This window comes from Arthrobacter sp. D1-29, assembly GCF_054130585.1.
The window spans coordinates 367,787-386,688 of the sequence record NZ_CP096383.1 but is presented as its reverse complement, the minus strand read 5'-3'; the positions used below and the strand labels follow the sequence as shown (position 1 = coordinate 386,688).

Here is an 18,902-nt window from a genome sequence, read left to right as displayed (position 1 = left end):
GTGTGTACCTTCTATGAAGTTATGGGCCGCAGGTAACGGGATGGGCTGACCAAAGTGAACGGGAAATTAACGACGGCGGCATATTGGCTTACATGTGCAGCGTCACCATTGCGCTCATCACATCTCCGGCCGTAGTGCAATGCCGGTGAATAGACTGGAACGCATGGCCATTTCAGCAGGAATCTCAACAGGCAGGCGTTTCCTGCGTGGCCGCGTCCGCACCGGGCTGATCCGGAGCCGGAACTCCTTGCTCCCCGCCATCCAGATGACCGTTTGCGCGGTGGGGGCCTATGCCTTCGCCGAGTACGTGCTGGGGCACACCGGCCCGCTTTTCGCGGCCACGTCGTCGCTGATTGCGTTGGGTTTCTCCCGGGAGCCGAGGCTGCGCCGGGTGGTTGAGGTGGGCCTGGGCTGCACTATCGGCATTGCGGTGGGCGACCTGCTGCTGCACTGGCTGGGTGATGGAATCTGGGTGGCCGCCGTCGTCCTGATGGTCTCCATCCTGCTGGCCCGTTTCTTGGACAGCGGCACCATCTTCACCACGCAACTGGGGCTCCAGTCACTGCTGGTGGTGCTGCTGCCGGCGCCCCCCGGCGGGCCCTTCACCCGCAGCCTGGATGCCGTGGTGGGTGGGCTTTGCGCCCTGTTGGTGACCATCCTCATCCCGAAGGACCCCCGGCGTGAACCACGCAAGGACGTCCAGAAGCTGCTGCACGAACTCGCCGAGGTGCTGCGCGAATGTGCCACCGCACTGGGCAACAGCGATTCCACCCAGGCGTGGCATGCGCTGATCCGGGGCCGGAACTGCCAGCCGCTGGTGGACGGCATGCGCCAGTCGCTGCGCGCCTCCGGCGAGGTGGCCACCCTGGCTCCGGCCTACCGCCGGCACCGGGACGAGCTGGACCGGCTGGAGCAGTCGCTGGATTTCATCGACCTGGCGCTGCGGAACAGCCGGGTTTTTGCGCGCCGGCTCACCAGCGCGATCAACCATGCCGCCCTGTCGGATGAAGCCACGGAGAACCTCTCCGAGGTCCTGCAGGACACCGCTGCCGCGATCGACGAGCTCTCACTTGGGCTGGCAGAAACGCACGACGGCGTCCGGCGCGCCCATCTGCGCGCGGCCCGGCAGGACCTGAGCGAAATCGCACTGCGGCTGCACCCGAAGCTGTTGGAGGTGCAGCGGCTGGAAGGCGAGACAGTGGTCATGCTTTTCAGGCCGCTGATGGTGGACCTGCTCGAGGCCACGGGGATGGATTCGCGCGAGGCCCGGGACATCCTGCCCGCGCTCTAGTTCACTGCAGTTGCTAAGCCGGGCCGGTTGTAAAGCCCAGCGGGTTGTTAAGCCCGGGCCGCAGGAAAATTAGCGGTCGTTCTTGTAGTGGACGCCCAGCTGGTCCCGGACGCCGTCAAGGATCTGCATGATCCGCAGGCTTTCTTCCCACGGCAGCAGGGGACTCTCCAGCAGCCCTGCCCTGATGCACCGTGCTGCTTCCCTCAATTCATGGATGAAGCCTTCGGTCTCTTCCGGGAACTCCTCCACCCGCACTATGCCGTCAGTGCCCTGGTATTCCAGCCTGCGCGGGCGGTAGAGGGGCCAGCCGGTCCGCGGCCAGCCCTTCGTGCCGCTGATGGTAACGGTGCCTGGGCTCTCAGATTGCAGGGAGGAAACCAACTGGGCCGAGGCGCCGTCCGCGTACCCCAGGGTCACGGTGTTCTGGACGTCTATCCGGTCGCTGTTGAGCTGGCCCGAGGCGGCGACAGTGGCTGGAAAACCCAGTACGCTGATGGCCCAGGTCAGCGGATAGACGGTCAGGTCCAGGAGGGCGCCGCCCCCTGCCGCCGGATCAAAGAGCCGGTGGCTGGGGTCGTAGGGTGCGGCAAAGCCGAGATCGGCCTGCACCCACCGGATGGTGCCGAAATGGCCGCCCCGGACCAGCTCCAGGGCCCGCAGCGTCGCGGGCAGGAACCGGGTCCACACCGCCTCCATCAGGAACAGCTTCCGCTCCCCGGCCAGTGACACAAGCTCTATCGTTTCCCTGGCGTTGACCGTGAGCGGCTTTTCGCAGAGGACGTGCTTGCCCGCTTCCAGGGCCGCCTTTGCAACCTCGAAGTGCTGCGCATGCGGGGTGGCGACATAGACCACGTCAACCACAGGATCGTCAAAGAGCTGCTGGTAGCCCGTGGTGGCCCGCCGGTCGTAGTAGCTGGCTGCGAAGCCGTATTGTCCGGCGAACTCCTTCGCGGCGGCCTGGCTGCGTGAACTGACCGCATGCAGAACCGCATTTTCCAGCCGGGCGAGATCGCGGGTGGCCCGGTGGGCAATCCGGCCGGTGGCCACCACACCCCAGTTAAGAGGCGGAATCACGGATCACCAGCGATGTGGGGATCTGGGTGACCCGGTCCGTGGGCTTGCCCTCGATCAGATCCACCAGGATCTCAGCCATCTTCTTGCCCATCTCAATGATGGGATGATGCACGGTGGTCAGCTGCGGATTCACGGAAGTGGCAAAGGAATCGTCATCGAATCCCACTACCGCCACGTCGTCTGGAATCCTGATCCCGCGTTCCTGGAGGACGGTGTAGGCCCCGGCAGCCATCTGGTCGTTGGCCACGAAGAGCCCGTCGATGGGTTTGCCACGCTCAAGGAGCCGCCGCATTGCCTTGGCGCCGGAGGAAAGGGTGAAGTCGCCATACTCCACCAGGGAATCGTCCAGCCCGGAGACTTCGAGGGCCTTCCGCCAGCCGGTGACCCGGTCGACGCCGGGCGGCATGTCCTGGGGTCCGGCGATGGTGGCGATGTGCGTGCGGCCGCCCTCGATCAGCAGCCGGGTTGCTCCTTCGGCGGCGGCTTCGTTGTTAACGTCCACGTAGTAGCTTCCGCCCTCGGCCAGGGGCCTGCCAGCGAAAACCATCGGGATGTAGTCGCTGACGTGGGCCCAGGAACGGTCCCCGGCATGGTGGGACACCACCAGTGCGCCGGCCACGTTGCCGCCGAGCAGGAACGCCCTGGTTTTTTCCGGTTTGGCCTCGGACGCGATGACCATGTTGAGGGTGTAGTCGGTATCCGCGAGATGGAGGGCCACGCCTTGGACCACTGAGGCGAAGAACGGGTCGGCAAAGACCTTGGACGTGGACTCCGGCACAATCAGGCTGATCGAGTTGGGCTTCCGGCTGGCAAGGGACCGGGCGGCCCGGTTGGGGGTGTAGTTCACGGCGAGGATGGCCTGGCGTACCTTTGCGGCGATGTCCTCGTCCACGCTGGGCACGTCGTTCACCACGCGCGAGACAGTAGCCCGTGACACGCCGGCCAGCGCCGCCACCATTTCAAGGGTTGGCGCCGGCCGGCTTCCGCTCTGATCTTGCTTCACTCTTCTTCGCTCCGTGAGGTTGAAGGGGCTGGGGTTGAACGGCTGGGGTTGAAGGGGCTGGGGTTGAACGGGCTTTTAGCCCAGCATTCCAGTTTAGGCAGGCAGTGTGGCAGGCAGCCGGGACGCGTCCCGCTTTGTGACGGCAATCAGCCGGGCAAAGGCGTGGCCGCTGTCCTTGATGGTGCGCTCGAACGAGCCGTAGTCCACGCGGATAATCCCAAAGCGCTTCCCGTATCCCCAGGACCATTCAAAGTTATCCAGCAGCGACCAGACGAAGTAGCCCCGGACGTCGGCGCCCTGATCGATCGCTTCACCGACAGCAGCGATGTGGTCCAGGATGAAGCCGGTGCGATCGGCGTCGTGCACGGCGCCGTCCGGGCCGACACTGTCCTCATAAGCCGCACCGTTCTCGGTGATGTACAACGGCGGCAGCGACGGATATTCATCGCCGAGGCGGACCAGCAGTTTCCGCAATCCGTCAGGGTTCACTTCCCAGTTCATGGCAGTCCGCGGCAGCCCCCGGCTCGGAAAGGCGATGTCCTCGGATCCGATCCACGGTGAGGCCGCAACCCGTTCGGCGCCGCCCGAGTGCCCGTCGCTTCCGGCATCGTCGGCATGCCCGCTGATGAGATCGTCGTGGTAGTGGTTGACGCCCAGGAACTCCAGCGGCGCACTGATGGTCTCCAGGTCACCGGGGAGGATGAGTTCCGGCAGGCCAAACGCTGCGAGGTCGCGCAGGGTGTCCTCCGGGTAGCTTCCGCGCAGGATGGGATCGAGGAAGATCCGGTTCTGCAGGGAATCAAAGCGCCGGGCCGCGTCCAGGTCGATAGGGTCCTGCGGGTCCCGTGGAATGGAGTTGCTGAGGTTAAGCGTGATTCCCAGGTTCTGGGCTCCGCGGTCCCGCAGTGCGTTGACGGCCAGGCCGTGGGCCAGGTGCTGGTGGTGCACGGCCGCGACGGCTGCTGTTGGTTCCTGCCGGCCGGGGGCGTGGACACCGGAACCGTAGCCCAGCAGTGAAGAGCAGAATGGTTCGTTAAAGGTGGTCCAGTGCTGCACCCGGTCCCCGAGGGCGGTGTAGACATCGTTTGCGTAGTCGACGAACCGGTAGGCCGTGTCCCTGTTCGCCCAGCCACCCTTGTCCTCCAGTGCCTGGGGCAGGTCCCAGTGGTAAAGCGTCAACCACGGCAGGATTCCCGCCTCCAGCAGTTCATCCACCAGGCGTGAGTAGAAGTCCAGGCCCTCCGGATTGGTGCCCCTGTCCCCCGGGCGCACCCGGGCCCAGCTGGTGGAGAACCGGTAGGAATCCAGCCCCAGTTCCTTCATCAGCCGGACGTCTTCAGGCATCCGGTGGTAATGGTCCACGGCCTGTTCCAGGTTGTCCCCCTTGGCCACCGCGCCGGGGATCCGGGCGAACTGGTCCCACACGGAATCCTCCTTCCCGCCCTCATGGCCGGCCCCCTCAATCTGGGCTGCCGCCGTCGCCGATCCCCAAATGAAACCCTCCGGCCACTGCCGTGAGTACGTCGAATGTGGCATTAGCCCTTCACTGCTCCTTGCATGATTCCTGAAATGAGTTGTTTCCCTGCCAGCACAAACAGCACCAGCAGCGGCAGGGTGGCCAGCACCGCGCCTGCCAGGACCACCGAGTAGTCCACGTAACGGGCCGACTGCAACTGGCTGAGCGCCGTCTGCAGTGTGGGGTTGCCGGCGTCGAGCACCAGCAGAGGCCACAGGAAGTCCGTCCACGCCGTCATGAAAGTGAACAGGCCCAGGATGGCCATGGCCGGGCGGGCGGCAGGGATGGCCACGTGCCAGAACGTGGAGATCATGTTGGCGCCGTCCACGCGGGCCGATTCGATGAGCTCGTCCGGAATAACGTCCATCAGGTATTGCCGCATGAAGAACACTCCAAAAGCCGTTACCAGGCTGGGCACCACAACGGCGCCGATCTCGCCGGTCCAGCCGAGCGTCCGCATCACCATAAAGAGCGGGATAATGCCCAGCTGGGTGGGGATGGCCATGGTGGCAACAACCATCAGCATGAGACCGTTCCGGCCGCGGAACCTCAGCTTGGCGAAGGCGTAGCCGGCGAGGGTGGAGAATCCCACTACCGAGACAGTGATGATTCCCGAGATCAGGACGCTGTTTCCCAGGGCAAGCCAGAACGGAACGGTGTCAAAAACTTCGCCCACGTTTTTCCAGAAGTTCCCGCCGGGCAGCAGCGGCGGCCACGTTTCACCCAGTGCTTCGTTGGACCTGCTTCCGATCACAACAGACCACCACAGGGGGTAGGCGGACGAAAGCAGGAACGCCAGAAGAAGTCCGTAGCTGAGGAACCCGGGGCGCTCGCCGGTCCCGAAGAACCGCTTTCGGAAGATGGCAGGTTTCGCCGGGACTGCTTCCGCCGCAGGGGTTTTGCCGGTTGACCGCCCGGCAGATTCAGGTTTGGCGCGGTCGATGATGCTCATCTGTTGGTCCTCTCAGCACGTTTCCGGGCAGCGATTGTCCTGCGGGCAGCGCGGGAGGGCCTGCCTGCATCAGCTGTGGCGATCCGGCGGGAGATCAGGTAGTTGATAAAGCCGAACAGCACGATGATCAGGAAGAGCAGCCAGGCGATGGTTGATGCCTTGCCGAAGTTCTGGCGCTGGAAGGCCATCTCCCAGAGGTACAGCACGGTGGTCTGGAACTGGCGCTGCGATCCGCCGGCCGTGGCGGGGTCAAAAAGCCTGGGCTCCGTGAAGACCTGGAGTCCACCGATGGTGGCTGTGATGACCACAAAGACCATGGTGGGCCGGATGCTGGGCAGTGTGATGCTGAAGAACCGCCGGACTGCTCCGGCACCGTCAAGGGCTGCCGATTCATACAGGTCCCGCGGAACGGCCTGCATTGCGGCCAGCAGGATCAGGGCGTTGTAGCCGGTCCAGCGCCAGTTGACCATGGTAGCGATGGCGACGTGGCTCGGAAACGTCTCGTTCTTCCACATGACGGGGTCCAGGCCGAAGTTCCCGAGGATGTTATTTATCAGGCCGTACTGCTCGCCGAACATGTTGGTGAAGATCATGGCCACCGCCACCGGCGTCACGATGTACGGCAGCAGGATGCTCATGCGCCAGAACGTCTTGGCCCGAAGGTTCTGGTCCAAAACTGCTGCCAGGAACAGCGCCAGTGCCAGTTGCGGAACGGCGGAGAGGATGAAAATGCTCACGGTGTTGAAGATCGAATTCCAAAAGAAGCGGTCCTGCAGGATCTCGGCGAAGTTCTCCAGGCCCACAAACTGCCCCTGCCCTTTGAGCAGGTGCCAGTCAAAGAGGCTCACGAAAAATGTGTAGACCAGCGGGAAGAGGCCCACGAGGGCAAACAGGATGAAGAAGGGAGCGACGTAAAAGTAGGGCGATGCTTTGACGTCGAAAATGCTCAGGCGTTGTTTGAACGTCGGTTTGGGTTTGGCGGCCCCAGGCGTGGCGGACCGGTTCAGCGTGGTTGTCATGGGCTCTCGCACTCCATCAGGGGGCCTCCCGGGCGGGAGGCCCCACAGCGGGTCTAGTTGTTGACGACCAGGTCGTTGAGGAGGCGCAGGGCTTCGGACCAGGCCTTGCCGGCGTCGGCGGTTCCGGCGTCGAGGCTCTTCAGCGCCGGGCCGAACACGTTCTCCTGGATGACGGAATCGTCCGGTCCCTTGAACTGCGCGACCACGCCCTTGGCGCGGTTGGCCAGGATCGCGCCGGTGGGTGCGTTGTTGAAGAGGACGTTGGGCGTGGCATCCTGGACCAGCTTTTCCTGGGCCTTGAGCGTGCTGGGGAAATTATTGGCGGCAGCAGACTGCTTGACCTGCTGTTCGGGGGCCGTAAGCCAGGCGGCAAGTTTCGCGGCCTCTGCCGGGTGCTCGGACGTCTTGGGAACGGAGAGGAAGGCACCGCCCCAGTTCGACGCCCCGCCGGGGAAGACATCGGCGAAGTCCCAGCCGCTGCCGGCGCCGCCGCCTGCAGATTCCAGCTGTCCCTTGATGGTGCCCAGCATCCAGCCGGGGCAGACGAAGGTGGCGAAGGAGCCGTCCACAAACGCCTTGCCATTGCCCCAGTCCCACTGGGTCTGGTTGGCGGACAGGCCCGCAGCCGTTCCGGCCGCCAGCATCTCGAACTTGCCCTTCATTTCCTTGTTGCCGTCGACGTTGAGCTCCCCGTCCTTGGTGTAGTACCCCTCCTCCATCTGGTTCACCATGGAGTTCCAGACGAAGCCGGACTGGTCATACCAGGCCTTTCCGGTGGCTGCCTTGTACTGCTTGCCGAGTTCGAAGTACTTCTCCCAAGTGGCGTCCTGCCCACCGAAGAGCTTGGCAACGGATTCACGGTCGCTGGGGAGGCCTGCCGCTTCGAACAGCTTGCCGTTGTAGCAAAGCCCCTGCGGCCCGATGTCGGTCCCGTAGCCGATGACGCGGCCGGCGGGGTCGGTGCCCTGCTTGAACTTCCAATCCACCCAGTTGGCCTGGATGTCAGCGGCGCCGTGTTCCTTGAGGTCCACGAACTGGTCCGAGACTTCCATGATTGAACCCAGCCAGCCTTCCTCGATGGCCACCACATCGGTGAGCCCTGAGCCGGCAGCCAACTTGGTGAAAGCGTCCGTGCGGGCGTTTGATCCCCGGTCAATGTTGGTGGCCTTGATCGTTACCCCGGGGTTTGCCTGCTCGTACTCGGCATAGAGGCCCTCGTAACCAAACGTGCCGAACGTAGTGACCGTCAGTTCAACGGGGTTGCCCGCACCGGCCGGCTGGTCCGAACTGCCTGCGCAGCCGGTGGCGAGAAGGGCCAATGCTGCTGCTCCCGCTAGCGCGGCGGCGGTATTTCGTCGTGAAAATTTCACGATCACTCCTTTGTGGGGGAAATGGCTAAGGTTGAGAGAGCGCTCTCTTCGAAGTCCCCTAACTGTAAACGTGGCGCGGATCACTGTCAAGAGAGCGCTCTCTCAAAGGGCTCATCCACGCTTTGCGGGGTGCACCCATGGTGCGGCTGCGGAGCAATGTCCGCCCCCGCCGTTAGGGTGGAACCCATGGCAACAAAGACCTCCCGGGCCTCCAAGGCGCCCGCCTACAAGTGCGCCGAATGTGGCTGGACCACCGTCAAGTGGGTGGGCCGCTGCGGGGAATGCCAGGCCTGGGGCACCGTGGAGGAAACCGGTGCCGCGGTGGCCCGGACCACCGCGGCAGCCACTGTTCTTGAGCCGGCCCGCCGGATCGCGGAGGTGGACGCCACCACCGCGGCATTCCTGCCCACGGGCGTTGATGAGCTGGACCGGGTGCTGGGCGGCGGACTGGTACCGGGCGCCGTCATCCTGCTGGCCGGCGAGCCTGGCGTGGGGAAATCCACCTTGCTGCTGGACGTTGCGGCAAAGTTTGCCCGCACCGCCCAGGACGTTCTGTATGTCACCGGTGAGGAGTCAGCAGCTCAGGTGAAGCTGCGCGCGGAACGGATCGACGCCGTCGCCGAGTCTCTGTACCTGTCCGCGGAGACAGATCTTGGCCAAGCGCTGGGCCAGGTCGAGAAGATCGAGCCACGGCTGCTCATTGTGGACTCGGTCCAGACCCTCAGCAGCGCTGACGTGGACGGCAGCGCCGGCGGTGTATCCCAGGTCCGCGAAGTCGCCGCCTCAATCATCGCCGCGGCCAAAAGGCGAAACATGACCACCCTGCTGGTGGGCCACGTGACCAAGGACGGATCCATCGCCGGGCCCCGCCTTCTGGAGCACCTCGTGGACGTCGTGTGCCAGTTCGAAGGCGAGCGGCACTCCCGGCTCCGGCTCCTGCGTGCGGTGAAGAACCGCTACGGGCCTACGGATGACGTCGGCTGCTTTGACCTGAACGAGGACGGCATCGTGGGCCTTGCCGATCCCAGCGGGCTTTTTGTCAGCCGCATCAAGGAACCGGTGTCCGGCACGTGTATTACTGTGACCATGGAAGGCCGCCGTCCGCTGCTGGCGGAAGTGCAGTCCCTGCTGGCCGAAAGCCCGAACTCCCAGCCGCGGCGGGCCACCAGCGGGCTGGACAGTTCCAGGGTTTCCATGCTGCTGGCGGTGCTGCAGCAGCGCGCGGGATGCCTGCTGCACAAGGATGATTCCTATGTGGCCACAGTGGGAGGCGTGAAGCTCAGTGAGCCCGCCACGGACCTTGCGGTGGCCCTGGCTGTGGCCTCGGCAAAGGCGCGGAAGCCGCTGCCCATCCGCCTGATCGCCTTCGGTGAGGTGGGGCTGGCCGGTGAAGTCCGCCCGGTGCCGGGGATCAATCAGCGCATCCAGGAAGCCCACCGGCTGGGGTTCACGCACGCCGTCGTACCGGCAAGCCACAACGGCCCGGGCCCCATCCCGGCTGGCTTCTCCGTCCGGGAAGTGGAGCACCTGACGGAGGCCCTGAGCCTGCTGATCGGATAGGTGGGCGCGGCCTTCCCATCTGCTAGTGCCGCTCTATGCCGGGCTAGCTGGACAGGGGTTAGCTGGCCTTTGAAGCGCTGAGGTGCCCGACGCCGGAAAGTTGAGGGCCCGGCGTCGGGATCTGAGGCCCGGCCAGGTCCAGCGCCGGCAGGAGCCTGGAAAGCATCTTTCCGGCCGCAGCATCAACAAAGGCTTGGAACAGAACCTCTTCACCAGCTATCTGCTCGGGGTGCCACTGGACGCCAACGCAGAATGTGAGTCCCGGGTGTTCGATCGCTTCAACTACCTGCTCGGGGCTCCAGGCTGTTGCCATGAGGCCACGCCCCAACTTATCGACAGCCTGGTGGTGGGATACCGGGACGTCGTCTGCCGCCGGGCCCAAAAGTCCGCCCAGCGTGGAACCAGGCCTAATCTCCACAGGGATGGTGTGGAAACGGTGTCCGCCCGCTTGGTAGTGGGCGCTCCCGATCACATCCGGCAGGTGCTGGTGCAGCGTGCCTCCCAGTGTGACGTTCAGCAACTGCTCACCCCGGCATATGCCAAACAGCGGCACGTCCTGACGGATGGCTTCCAGGATGAGGGCCTGTTCCCAGGCGTCGCGGCCGGTGCGGGGCTGGTCTGTTTCAGCGTGGCGTTCCTGGCCATAAAGCGAGGGGTCCACGTCCCAGCCGCCGGGGATGAGCAGCCCGTCGACCGTGCTGATCAGGCGTTCCACGGCAGGAGCCGTCACCGGCTGAGGGGGAAGGAGCAGCGGCACACCGCCGGCGGCGATGATCGGTTCCATGTACTTTTGCGGCAGAAACGCCGCTTCCACCCTGCCACAGCCGTCCGTGCCGGCCGCCTCAAGGTAAGTGGTCAGCCCGATCAGCGGCCGCGCGGCACCTTCGGTGTGGTTCATGAGATCTCCTTCGACGTCTCATTGAAGCCTAAGGAGGTTTTGTGTACGGCGTGTTTCGCCTTCGTCACTTGTTTGTATCCGTTGTTCAGCCGGGCAGGACTTTAAACCGCCGGTTTCCCAAGGAGGGGATCCGCAGGCGTACGTCGGCAAGCCGCGTGAGGTCCAGGTCGGCAAACACCAGCCCCGCCCCTTCGCCAGCATTGGCCATCACCACTCCAAACGGATCCACGATCATTGAATATCCCGTGGCCAGCGGGCCGCACTGGTTCGCCGCCACGACGTAGCTCGTGTTCTCGATGGCGCGGGCACGCACCAAAGTGTTCCAGTGGTCCTCCTTGCCGGGGCCCGCTATCCACATCGCGGGCAAAAGGAGGACATTCGCACCCGCGTCAACAAGGAATCGTGCGCTTTCAGGAAATCGGAGGTCATAGCAGGTGAGCATTCCGGCCCGGAAACCGCCGATATCCAGAACTTGGGGCTCCGCAATTGGACCGGCGCTGGTCCAGGCGCTTTCGCTGTAACCGAATGCATCGTAGAGATGGATTTTGCGATACAAGGCGCTGATTCCGCCGCGGACATCAAGCGCCACAAGGGTGTTGTATGGCGGCGCTCCGTCCTGTCGGGACTCCATCATCCCCACCACCACACCAAGACCTGCTTCCCTCGCCAGCACCGCGATGTCCCGGATAAAGGGGCCATCAAGATTCTGTGCAAGGACGGCGGCGTCAGGGGGTGGTTCAGGGCTGGCATACATGCTGGACTCAGGGAGGACAAGCAACTCCGCCGACACATCCGCTGCTTTCCCGATCAGCACGGAGATCGCCGACAGGTTCAGGGATATATCTGTCCCCGCACTGAACTGCCCAGCAGCAACCCGCATCTGATTCCCCGTAGAACGGCTGTTTCTTTGCCTCAAGGCTCCCACAGGCGAGGGACGTGGAACAGTCCTGAACCTAGACAACCAGACAGGCGGTGCGTACATTCAGAGAAGGGCCACAACGTATTCACAGGCAGGCCCCTCTCCGGCCCGGTGCAAGGCCGTTGTGACGCCGCTGTAGCCACATGGCGGACCAGAGCACAGAGCGGAAAGAGCCTATCGTGGCCACCTCTCACTTTGACCAATTCCTCATTGAAGCGACAGTTACCGACCCCGGCACAGATCTGTCCCTTGGAGCGGACACCCTCTACGGCCTATACACAAGCTGGTGTTTTCTCAAGGGCCTGGTACCGAAGGAAGACAGTGTCTTCCGGGCAGCCATGCGGCGCGCCGGCATTGACCTGCACGACACCCGGCTGCGCATGACGGGCCCGGCGGCGGCAGACTACATCTTGGCGAGTTACCCAGCGATGGCATGACCTTGGGCGGCCTGCGAAGCTTCGGGGTGGAGGAAGAGTTCCTGCTCGTTGACGCCCGGACAGGAAGCCATGCCCCCGTAGCTGAATCGATAGTGGACAAATCCGGCGCGGACGCAGCGGCCCGCGCCGGGAAACGCCCAGGTACGGGAGGCGCCAAAGCACGGCCTCTGCATAACAGCCTGACCGGCGAGGTTCAACGCGAGCAGCTGGAGGCAGTGTCCGCGCCGTTCGAGGATCTGGAGCAGCTGGCTGCTGCCCTCCGGGCAGGACGGGAAGAGGCTGACCGCCAGGCGTCCAGGGTTGGCGCAAGGATCGTCCCCCTCGGTACGTCACCCCTTCGTGTACTCCCGCACCGGGCAAGCCAGCCCAGGTACCGGGCTATGGAAGAGCGCTTTGGGCTGATCCTTCGGGAACAGTTGATGTGCGGCTTCCATGTTCACGTTTCGGTGGCCTCGCCTGAGGAAGGGGTAGCCGCACTTGACCGGATCAGGACGTGGCTTCCTGTCCTGATCGCGCTTTCTGCCAATTCTCCCTTCTGGCAGGGGCAGGACACCGGTTACGCCAGCTTCCGCTACCAGGTCTGGCGGCGCTGGCCAACCGCAGGACCTACCGAAGTTTTTGGTTCGGCCTCAGCCTACGAAGAACTCGTTCAGATGCTGCTCTCCTGCGATGTCCTGCTGGATGGCGCCATGATCTACTTCGACGCACGCCTGTCAGCAAGCTATCCGACTGTGGAGGTACGCGTGCCGGACGTCTGCACAGAGCCTGACCACGCCGTCGCCCTGGCCGCGATTACCCGCGCCCTGGTGGAGACGGCGGCAAGGGACTGGTCAAAGGGGGTGCCGCTGCCCCCGGTTCCGGCCGAGATGCTCCGGCTCGCGTCGTGGCGCGCCAGCCGTTTTGGACTCAGCGGGGACCTGATCCATCCCGTCCACAATCGCCCGAGTCCTGCCCGGGAGTGCGTGGAAGCTTTGCTTTCCCATACGAGGGACGCCCTGTCCGACGCCGGTGACCTCACGTTCGTCACCGACACGGTTGCCAGGATCCTCGCCGAAGGCAACGGGGCGGAACGGCAAATGGCGGTTTTCAGCCGCACCGGAAATTTGCGCAACGTCGTTCTGGATGCCATGAACACCCCAACCCTGCGCCCTTCGCCCGCGGAGCGGCGCTATCCCGTCGGACTGAATCGTGAGGGGACCTAATGCGCGCAATGGTGTACCGCGGCCCATATAAGGTCCGGGTGGAAGAAAAGGAAATCCCCAGGATTGAGCATCCCAACGACGCGATCGTGCGGGTCTCGCTCGCCGCGATCTGTGGTTCGGACCTGCATCTGTATCACGGCATGATTCCGGACACCCGCGTGGGCACCACCTTTGGACACGAGTTCGTGGGCGTCGTTCACGAGGTGGGGCCATCCGTTGAGAACGTCAAACCCGGAGACCGGGTCATGGTGCCGTTCAATGTCTATTGCGGCTCGTGCTATTTCTGCTCCCGTGGCTTGTATTCGAACTGCCACAATGTCAATCCCAATGCCACCGCCATCGGCGGGATCTACGGCTATTCGCATACCTGCGGCGGTTACGACGGCGGGCAGTCCGAATTCGTTCGGGTCCCTTTTGCCGACGTGGGGCCTGCACCGATCCCCGACTGGATGGATGAGGAAGACGCAGTCCTCCTCACCGACGCCCTGGCCACCGGCTACTTCGGGGCGCAACTCGGGGACATCGCCGAAGGTGACACCGTGGTTGTTTTCGGTGCCGGCCCGGTTGGCCTTTTTGCTGCCAAATCTTCCTGGCTGATGGGGGCAGGCCGGGTCATCGTCATCGACCACCTTGAGTACCGGCTGGAGAAAGCGCGCACCTTTGCACACGCCGAGACGTACAACTATGCCGACTACCAGGACATTGTTGTGCACCTGAAGAAGATCACGGACTATTTTGGTGCAGACGTGGCCATCGACGCGGTGGGCGCCGAGGCTGACGGCAATTTCCTGCAACACGTCACAGGAACAAAACTGAAGCTGCAGGGCGGATCCCCGGTGGCACTGAACTGGGCTATTGACTCGGTCCGCAAGGGCGGCACAGTAGCAGTTATCGGCGCCTATGGCCCGGTGTTCAGCGCCGTGAAGTTCGGTGATGCAGTCAACAAGGGGCTGACACTGCGGATGAACCAGTGCCCGGTGAAGCGCCAATGGCCGCGGCTTTTCGACCACATCCGCAACGGCTACCTCAAGCCCAGTGACATCGTCACCCACCGCATACCGCTTGAGGACATAGCGGAGGGATACCACATCTTCTCGGCAAAGCTCGATAACTGCATCAAACCGCTGATCCTGCCCACGGCCAGCTGAAGAACAGGAACAAGTGCCATGCCGTACACAGCAAGAAGGCCGCAGAGGTTCTCCCGGGAGGAACTGGAGTCCCGAATTCCCGGCTGGGGAGCTGATCTGGACCCCGCCGACAGGCCGGCAGTGCCCCGGGAACGCACGGACCTGCAAACGGGAGCCCACTGGGAGTTTCCCGAACGCCAGCCGGAGGAGTGGCACCGGGAGCGGTCTGTGGAACACCAGTTCCTGACTCCGGTTTTTGGGACGTCCGCTCCCCCGAAAGGTGTTTCAGGGGCCATCCGAAAATACGCGTACCGGTTCAGCGAGGGACGCGCGGCGCACTGGCTGATTCTGGTCGCCGCGGACAGGGTGGACGCCTGGGGCAGCCATCTGCGGTCATTCGGGACACTGCGCCCGGACAACCCCGTGACGGAAACAGGTGTTCTGAGCGAAAGGGCACGCCACGGTTTCCGGTCACGGTTCGACGGTAAGCGCCCGGACGTTAAACACCAGTGGCTGGACCCTATTATCGTTGCCGGCCCGTGGCTGGGAGTGGCTGCCGCGGGCATTGCCGCCGTGCGGGCCCTGGCCGCCAGGCGGAGCGGACCCTAGCGGAGCGGAACCCAGCGGAGTGGAGCCTAGCGCGCTGACTGCCAGCTCTCTCCGTCTTCGCGGGCTATGGAGGCGCCGTCTTTGGTGCAGATCATCCTGCGCCCCATGCCGTCGTCGGTCCACACCCAGACAACTGACCCGTCAGGCATGACATCGTCAACAATGCCAGCTCCCCCGAATCGGTCGGTTTCAAAGACAACCCGGTCTCCTGAGCTGAGCATCGCAGTCACCGTGTACTCCAGGTAAGGCCGCGCTGCGGGGCAGCGTCCAGGATGTAGCGGATGGCGGCTTTGCGCCTGATATGGCCCCCGGATACGGGAACGAAGGATTTAGCTTGCATAGCGGTTTTACCTCATTTATGTGGAGGGGCGAGGGGATCGCGATACCATCATCCTACCAAGTGTCAACAATCAACAATAGAGCAATCGTGAAAAACTTTTCCCAGGTGCAGGTGTTTTTTGGATTTAGTCAGGCGATGGCGCCTAGCTGGATGGGTCTGGCGCCCTGGGGCCAGCGGGCGTAGCGTCAAGTGAAGATGCGGTGACGGCAGCAGCCCCGCCAACAGGGCAAAGGGACACTGGCGTCAGTCTTCTTGAAGGAGCCCCAAATGGCTGGATGGAATGCTGATACTGCGGCGGGCCCCATTGGGGCCGGGACGGTCACCTTGGTGGAGGGATCGTCCTTCTGCATCTCGCTGCAGAACGGGGACATCCATGCTGAGTTTCCCCATGGAGTCTTTTACCTTGACACCCGCATCCTGTCCGGCTGGTGCTTAACCGTAAACGGCATGGCGCTTGAGCCGTTGGCGGCGGAGACGAAGGAACCCTACAGGGCCCTGCTGGCCGGGCGCGTTCCGCGGGCCGATGGATACGCCGACAGCCCCCTGATTGTGGAGCGGCTGCGGGAAGTTGGCGCGGGCATCCAGGAACAGGTGACCGTCCGCAACTATTCGCCCGTCCCTGCGGAATGCCTGATTTCGCTGACGGTCGGAGCGGATTTCGCGGACCTTTTTGAGGTGAAGGAAGCCCGGGTCCAGCGGCGGTGGGAAGAAACCCGGCACGTGGACGGCGACACCTTGGCCATCCGGTCCACCTGGCAGGACATCCAGAAAGGCATCCTGGTCCAGGCACCCGGGGCAGAGGTGACCCCTGAGGCCCTGACGTACCGGGTGTCCGTCGCCCCGCATGGCCAGTGGAGCACTGTCCTGACAGTGGTTCCCAGCAACGACGCCGCCAGTCCTCCGCCGCCGTCGTTCATCCATACCGAAGCGGATGGATTGTCCCCCCGGGACCTGCGCCGACGCGAGTGGGTGGCCAAGATTCCAGTGCTGCGGCTGGAAAACCATGCCCTCGAACGGACGTTGCGGCGCAGCTACGACGACCTGGGCGCCCTGCGCATCGAGGACCCGAACCATCCGGAACGGGTGGTTGTGGCCGCCGGTGCGCCGTGGTTCATGACATTGTTCGGCCGGGACTCCCTGTGGGCTTCGGAAATGGCGATGCCGGTGGACCCCTCCCTTGCCCTGGGCACGTTGCAGACGCTGGCGGACCGGCAAGGCAGGGTGGTGGACCCGATGAGCGAGGAGGAGCCGGGCAAGATCCTGCACGAGGTCAGGCTGGACGTCTCCAGCGGCCTTTCCTTGGGCGGAAAGTCCGTCTACTACGGAAGCGTGGACGCTACTCCGCTGTTTGTGGTGGTTCTTGGCTCGGTCAGCCGGTGGGGATTCGCCAAGGACACCATTGCGGCCCTGCTCCCCCATGCCGACCGGGCATTGGAATGGATCCGCAAGTACGGGGACAAGGACGGGGACGGTTTTGTCGAATATGAACGGCTCAACCCCCAAGGGCTGATCAACCAGGGCTGGAAGGACTCCTGGGACGGCATCAACTTCGCCGACGGCCGCATGGCTGAGGGTCCGATCGCCCTCTGCGAGGTTCAGGCGTACGTCTACGACGCGTATATGTCCCGCTCGTGGCTTGCCTACGATACCGGTGACATTGCCTTGGCGGAGGAACTGCGGGACCGCGCGAAGCAGCTCAAGGAACAGTTCAACGAGCAGTTCTGGCTTCCTGACCGCGGCTACTACGCCATCGCCCTGGACGGGGACAAGCGTCCTGTCGATGCCTGCGCATCGAACATGGGCCACTGCCTCTGGACGGGCCTGGTGGACGAGGACAAGGCGCCGCAGGTGGTGGAGCGCCTGATGTCCCCGGAGATGTTCAGCGGCTGGGGCATACGTACCCTGGCAAGCGACATGGGTGCCTACAACCCCGCGAGTTATCACAATGGCTCAGTGTGGCCGCACGACAACGCGGTTATCCACGCCGGGCTCGTACGCTATGGATTTGTGGCCGAGGCGCAAAGGATTTCGACGGCGTTGCTGGAGGCTGCGGAGTATTCCGGCGGCCGGCTGCCGGAGCTGTTTTGCGGCTTCAGCCGGGACCAGTTCGCCGAGCCTGTGCCCTATCCGACGGCCTGCTCCCCACAGGCCTGGGCGGCAACGACGCCAATCCTGCTGGTGACGAGTCTGATGCGGTATGACGCCCATGTTTCCCGTGGCGGCATGTGGATGGACCCCGTTCTCCCCGAGTCCTACGGCAACCTGCATATCAGCAATGCCCCCATGGCCGGTGGCCGGATCACCATCGATATTGCCAATTCAGTTCCCACCGTCCAGGGGCTGCCCGAAGGGATGGAGTTCCACCACGGACACCGGCCATGGCTGACAGAGCTCGTGGAGGAAGCCGGCCGGCGCCAAAAGTCCGGCCTTCAGGATCAGTCTGTTTCCGGCCCTAAGCAGTAGTGGCAGTATTCATCGCACAGGTCATCGGGTTCCGAGCCGCCGGACATCTGCTGATCAGCAACGTCATCTAACATCGCTTTGCCTTTCTTTAGGCAGCTGTTGGGTGTGGTGCACCCGAAGTGGGGCCTAGCCGGCGGGGACGAATCCGAGTTCTTTGTCCACGATGTTTTCCAGTGGTTCGCCGCTGCAGTAGCGTTTGAGGTTGTCTACGAAGAGCTTGCCGAGGTCATCGAGGTAGTTCTCGGTGTCGCCGCACATGTGTGGGGTGATGATGACGTTTTCCATGTCCCAGAGGGCGTGTCCGGCCGGGAGTGGTTCCGGGTGGACAACATCCAGGGCTGCGCCGGCGATGGAGCCTGTGGTGAGCGCGTGGATCAGTGCTTCGGTATCAACCAGTTCCCCGCGGCCGACGTTAATGAGCCGGGCCGAGGGTTTCATGGCATTGAGGACGCCAGCGCCGACCAGGTTTTTGGTGTCGGCGGTCAGCGGGGCTGCCAGGATCAGGTAGTCATAGCCGTGAACCACCGCGGCGAGGTTCTGGGAGGAGTGGATCCGGTCAAAGTGGGTGTCTCCTGGCCGGGCTGTCCTTCCGGCGCCGTCCACCTCCATGCCCACGGCGCGGAAGAGCCTGGCTATTTCCCGGCCGATCGACCCGGTGCCGACCACGAGGGCGGTTTGGCCCTGGATTTTGCGGGTAGTCCGGTGCTGCCAGCGCTGTTCCTGCTGCAACCGGTAGGAGCCCTGGGAGTCTTTGGCCATATCCAGGACGAAGCCCAGCGCGAACTCGGCGATGGCCGTGCTGAGCACGCCGCGGGAGTTGGTGTAGGTCACGTTGCTGCGGACCAGTTCATCGAACAGGAGCTGGCTGACACCTGCTGCGGTGACGTGGATCCATTGCAGGGTGGAGGCGGCGCCCCAGTTCTCACGCAGTGCCGGCGAGAAGGAGTGCCACTGGTAGAGCACGTCGGCGCCGTCCAGCGCATCCGCGAGGCCGTCTGCCTTGGTCAGCCGGACCTCTGCGAGTTCCTCGACTTCCGCCAGGCGGGGCGGGAGTGCTTCGCGGTAGAGGGCGGCGACGACGGGACGCTTGGGCACTGGGGCTCCGGTCCTCATGCTGTAACC

General features: G+C 63.9%; 17 protein-coding genes. 7 read left to right on the top strand and 10 right to left on the bottom strand.

Translation table 11 applies throughout. From position 1 onward, the window contains the following. The first annotated feature begins 163 nt into the window (after positions 1–163). On the top strand, positions 164–1,291 hold the full coding sequence (locus M1E17_RS01850; RefSeq protein ID WP_457965048.1) for an FUSC family protein: 1,128 nt from the start codon (positions 164–166) through the stop codon (positions 1,289–1,291). 69 nt (positions 1,292–1,360) lie between these two features. On the opposite strand, the gene M1E17_RS01845 is transcribed toward M1E17_RS01850, so the two are convergent. From M1E17_RS01845 to M1E17_RS01820, 6 genes are all read right to left on the bottom strand, one after another. After that, entirely contained in the window at positions 1,361–2,365 is a 1,005-nt protein-coding gene (locus tag M1E17_RS01845; protein WP_457965047.1) for a Gfo/Idh/MocA family protein, read from the bottom strand. Further along, complete coding sequence (locus M1E17_RS01840; protein WP_457965045.1) at positions 2,349–3,368, bottom strand: LacI family DNA-binding transcriptional regulator; 1,020 nt, start codon at positions 3,366–3,368, stop codon at positions 2,349–2,351. Before M1E17_RS01840 ends, M1E17_RS01845 begins: the two co-directional genes overlap by 17 nt. A 93-nt stretch (positions 3,369–3,461) precedes the next feature. Further along, entirely contained in the window at positions 3,462–4,904 is a 1,443-nt protein-coding gene (locus M1E17_RS01835) for a GH1 family beta-glucosidase (RefSeq protein WP_457965043.1), read from the bottom strand. Continuing rightward, on the bottom strand, positions 4,904–5,836 hold the full coding sequence (locus M1E17_RS01830; protein WP_457965042.1) for a carbohydrate ABC transporter permease: 933 nt from the start codon (positions 5,834–5,836) through the stop codon (positions 4,904–4,906). Before M1E17_RS01830 ends, M1E17_RS01835 begins: the two co-directional genes overlap by 1 nt. Then, entirely contained in the window at positions 5,833–6,855 is a 1,023-nt protein-coding gene (locus M1E17_RS01825; RefSeq protein ID WP_457965040.1) for a carbohydrate ABC transporter permease, read from the bottom strand. Before M1E17_RS01825 ends, M1E17_RS01830 begins: the two co-directional genes overlap by 4 nt. A 53-nt stretch (positions 6,856–6,908) precedes the next feature. Then, complete coding sequence (locus tag M1E17_RS01820; RefSeq protein ID WP_457965038.1) at positions 6,909–8,225, bottom strand: ABC transporter substrate-binding protein; 1,317 nt, start codon at positions 8,223–8,225, stop codon at positions 6,909–6,911. Between the two features lie 186 nt (positions 8,226–8,411). On the opposite strand from M1E17_RS01820, the gene radA reads away from it, so the two are divergent. Continuing rightward, positions 8,412–9,785 (top strand): DNA repair protein RadA, encoded by a 1,374-nt coding sequence (radA, locus tag M1E17_RS01815; RefSeq protein WP_457965037.1) that lies wholly within the window; start codon positions 8,412–8,414, stop codon positions 9,783–9,785. 58 nt (positions 9,786–9,843) lie between these two features. Here the strand turns inward: radA and M1E17_RS01810 are convergent, their stop codons facing one another. Together M1E17_RS01810 and M1E17_RS01805 are read right to left on the bottom strand one after the other, a co-directional pair. Continuing rightward, a complete protein-coding gene (locus M1E17_RS01810) occupies positions 9,844–10,683 on the bottom strand; it encodes a gamma-glutamyl-gamma-aminobutyrate hydrolase family protein (RefSeq protein ID WP_457965035.1) in 840 nt (279 codons plus the stop codon). Positions 10,684–10,768: 85 nt separating this feature from the next. Further along, positions 10,769–11,563, bottom strand: a complete 795-nt coding sequence (locus M1E17_RS01805) for a carbon-nitrogen hydrolase family protein (protein ID WP_457965034.1) — start codon at positions 11,561–11,563, stop codon at positions 10,769–10,771. 218 nt (positions 11,564–11,781) lie between these two features. Between M1E17_RS01805 and M1E17_RS01800 the strand changes: the two genes are divergently transcribed. Genes M1E17_RS01800 through M1E17_RS01785 form a run of 4 tightly spaced genes read left to right on the top strand, consistent with a single transcriptional unit; the run spans position 11,782 to position 14,977 of the window. Next, positions 11,782–12,039, top strand: coding sequence for a hypothetical protein (locus tag M1E17_RS01800; protein ID WP_457965032.1), 258 nt, complete (start codon positions 11,782–11,784; stop codon positions 12,037–12,039). Continuing rightward, positions 12,036–13,241 (top strand): carboxylate-amine ligase, encoded by a 1,206-nt coding sequence (locus M1E17_RS01795; protein WP_457965030.1) that lies wholly within the window; start codon positions 12,036–12,038, stop codon positions 13,239–13,241. The genes M1E17_RS01800 and M1E17_RS01795 overlap by 4 nt, the downstream gene beginning before the upstream one ends. Then, a complete protein-coding gene (locus M1E17_RS01790; protein ID WP_457965029.1) occupies positions 13,241–14,389 on the top strand; it encodes a zinc-dependent alcohol dehydrogenase in 1,149 nt (382 codons plus the stop codon). The genes M1E17_RS01795 and M1E17_RS01790 overlap by 1 nt, the downstream gene beginning before the upstream one ends. An 18-nt stretch (positions 14,390–14,407) precedes the next feature. Next, positions 14,408–14,977 (top strand): hypothetical protein, encoded by a 570-nt coding sequence (locus M1E17_RS01785; RefSeq protein ID WP_457965028.1) that lies wholly within the window; start codon positions 14,408–14,410, stop codon positions 14,975–14,977. A gap of 26 nt (positions 14,978–15,003) precedes the next feature. Here M1E17_RS01785 and M1E17_RS01780 read toward each other — a convergent pair whose 3' ends face one another. Further along, on the bottom strand, positions 15,004–15,207 hold the full coding sequence (locus tag M1E17_RS01780) for a hypothetical protein (RefSeq protein WP_457965026.1): 204 nt from the start codon (positions 15,205–15,207) through the stop codon (positions 15,004–15,006). 377 nt (positions 15,208–15,584) lie between these two features. Between M1E17_RS01780 and M1E17_RS01775 the strand changes: the two genes are divergently transcribed. After that, positions 15,585–17,780: an amylo-alpha-1,6-glucosidase gene (locus M1E17_RS01775; protein ID WP_457965025.1), complete on the top strand. Its 2,196-nt coding sequence runs from the start codon at positions 15,585–15,587 to the stop codon at positions 17,778–17,780. A gap of 126 nt (positions 17,781–17,906) precedes the next feature. Here M1E17_RS01775 and M1E17_RS01770 read toward each other — a convergent pair whose 3' ends face one another. Continuing rightward, positions 17,907–18,893, bottom strand: coding sequence for a D-2-hydroxyacid dehydrogenase (locus tag M1E17_RS01770; RefSeq protein WP_457965023.1), 987 nt, complete (start codon positions 18,891–18,893; stop codon positions 17,907–17,909). Positions 18,894–18,902: the final 9 nt, after the last annotated feature.